Here is a 2,598-nt window from a genome sequence, read left to right on the forward strand (position 1 = left end):
GGCAGGTACGTTCGACCCGGCTACTCTAATCCTCGAAGCTAATGCAAAAAGGATCAACCAGAAAGAAATGGTTGATCTCATAATACGAAAGGGCAAGTTAACTCAATCAAGAATGAAGGAAAGAAGGGGAAAATAACGAATATACAATAAAAGGAAATGAGAAACGGATTTGTTAAAAGCACAAAGGAGGAGACGGAATGACCATTATAAGTATTGAGGGCGCAAGTGCTGTAGGAAAAACAAGTACCTCTTCTGAATTGGCTACCAGTCACGGGGCTTTTCACATTCCAGAAATCAATACTTGGTGGAAAGAACGACCGAACCCTGAATATAGAGAATGGTGGTTTGAACGTCAGGCGGACCGATGGAGAATAGCCTTGGAAAACAGGAATAACCATTCATTTGTTGTAATCGATATAGATTTATTTCAACCTCTCTGGTATAACTGGGCGTATGATTTTACTTTATTTGATAATCAGTCGTTAGAGTTTGTAGCCGATTACTATCGAAAACTGATACTAGACMAAAAAATCGGGTTCCCCGATCGTTATTATGTACACGGTTGTAATGAGGAAGAACTAATTAAACGGAAAAAAGCAGACTCCTCGAGGAGACGAGGGGGTTTTGAGATGAATTTACAGTTCATCCTACCACAAAAACATTATTTCGAAGCGCTTAACAAAGAAGTTCCTGGTCTAGTCTGTTTTATTGATTCCGTGAGCATTGATAAAAATGTTGAGGAAATTATAACGTCAATTCCAAGTACCCCAAATACACATACTTACTCAATTGAATTGTTTGATTTTGTAGTCGATTGGCTTTCTCGAAATAAAGCAGCTCAGTTCAGATGATGGAACTAACGGAGAAGTACGACAAGTTCTGCTATAAGCGCCAGCTGGCGTGAAGTGCAGAAGAGTAAAACTTAATCTCAACTTTACAACCGAGGATGGGAATGACGGAACCATGTATCCTGAAACCATCCCGCCAATACTCCTGCATGCGTCATGCCTGACAGGGCATGGGGTGTGAAGTACAGGTGGAGTCGGCAGAACAGAGGCTGAAGCCACCTCACGGAAAGGTATGCCAATGGATATGCTGCGCGGCTGAAAAACTGGATATGGTGAGAATGTTCACTTTCTTGAACTGACGAACTTCCGAATGTACTGGTCTAAAGTTAGAACGTATGGAAACATACGGGCCATCAAGCGATGGTGTGAGTGGCGTTGAGTAAGAATTTATCATATGAAATACGCTATGCTGAACAATGGCAGCTTCCAACTCACAGGCTTAGAGGAAGCACCTACGTCCTGAATGGATAGCTAGGTCGTAAGGGACTTGGAAAACAAGGAACGTTGCTTCAAGGGCTGTCACCCGAAACGGTTGCTATAAGGCTTTGCCGAAATGCATTTATCCTTGAGAGGGCAGGGGCACGACTGATGAACCTTCTGTAATGGGAGTGGAGGAACAGCCCCAAGTCTAATGGAACGAACGATCATTTTCCAACGTGAATTGCACCGATCGGGTAGGAACGTGGGAACATCACCTCTACTAGGGAGGGATGCCACAGTGCAGGCTCTACGATACTGGGATTACTACGGCATGACGGATACATTCACAACGTTGTACGATAGAGCTGCGAATAAGGAAATCTTCTCGAAACTGTACGATGTCATCACATCCAGAGAAAACATCCTCCTCGCCTATCGAACGATGAAATCGAATAAAGGATCGCGGACATCTGGAACCGATGGCAAAACCATTGCGGATATCCAAAAGCTGTCCGAAGACGAACTAGTCCTTGATATCCAAAACAAGCTAAAGAACTACCGCCCCAACAAAGTCAGACGGAAGCACATTGAAAAAGATAACGGCAAATGGAGACGATGGAACGCCGGATGCCGGGAAACTGGCACGTCCGGTGTGGCGCAGGGGAAAAGCCGGAGATTACTTCAAACGCTTACCTATTGCAACCTATAGCTCAACAGGACGTTACGGCAGCCGGCTTCACAATTGGCTGCCGTTGTTCTTTGAAGTAACGGGCAGGAAAGTTGCGGATAAAATGGAAACTTAAAACTTATTTGTGGTAAAATTGAGAAGGATGTTTTCATGAATCGGAAATATAGGGGGATTCATAGTGTCAAAAAAATCAATAAGGACAGTTCTGTTCTTGGCAATCATCATATGTGTAGCTGCACTATTTTATTACAATAATGTATTTGCTCGTAGTGTTGCAGTTGCCACCGTTACAGAAAAAGGAAATGGTTTTATCATCATTGAGAAAGCGGATGGAACAATAGAAAAAATTAAAACAACAAAATTACTAATACCATTAATCGAAGTGGGTGATCGTTATTTTATTAGTTATCATAGTAATAAACTTCGATCTCCTTTTATAAAAAGCATTGAACCTTCAGAATGAGATTGCTAGCATAATATTTAACTATGTTCAACTATCGGAGAACTATAGCTTAACAATCCTTTAAACGAGGCTGCCGACATAAATCGGCAGCCTCGTTTAGCTAACTGGCAGGATTGTTTAGAACTCTTAAATGGAATTTATGGTAAAATCATCTGTAATGCGATGCTGCCCCATGGGAG

At 42.3% G+C, this 2,598-nt stretch carries 3 protein-coding genes; all 3 read left to right on the forward strand.

Annotated elements, in window-relative coordinates:
- Positions 1 to 197: 197 nt before the first annotated feature.
- On the forward strand, positions 198 to 851 hold the full coding sequence (locus AB4Z33_RS30735; RefSeq protein ID WP_442053538.1) for a hypothetical protein: 654 nt from the start codon (positions 198 to 200) through the stop codon (positions 849 to 851).
- Positions 852 to 1,855: 1,004 nt separating this feature from the next.
- Positions 1,856 to 2,071: a hypothetical protein gene (locus AB4Z33_RS30740; RefSeq protein WP_442053539.1), complete on the forward strand. Its 216-nt coding sequence runs from the start codon at positions 1,856 to 1,858 to the stop codon at positions 2,069 to 2,071.
- A gap of 63 nt (positions 2,072 to 2,134) precedes the next feature.
- Positions 2,135 to 2,419: a hypothetical protein gene (locus AB4Z33_RS30745; protein WP_442053540.1), complete on the forward strand. Its 285-nt coding sequence runs from the start codon at positions 2,135 to 2,137 to the stop codon at positions 2,417 to 2,419.
- The last annotated feature ends 179 nt before the right edge of the window (positions 2,420 to 2,598 follow it).

This window comes from Paenibacillus sp. 2TAB19 (genome assembly GCF_052115185.1).
Classification (GTDB): domain Bacteria; phylum Bacillota; class Bacilli; order Paenibacillales; family Paenibacillaceae; genus Pristimantibacillus.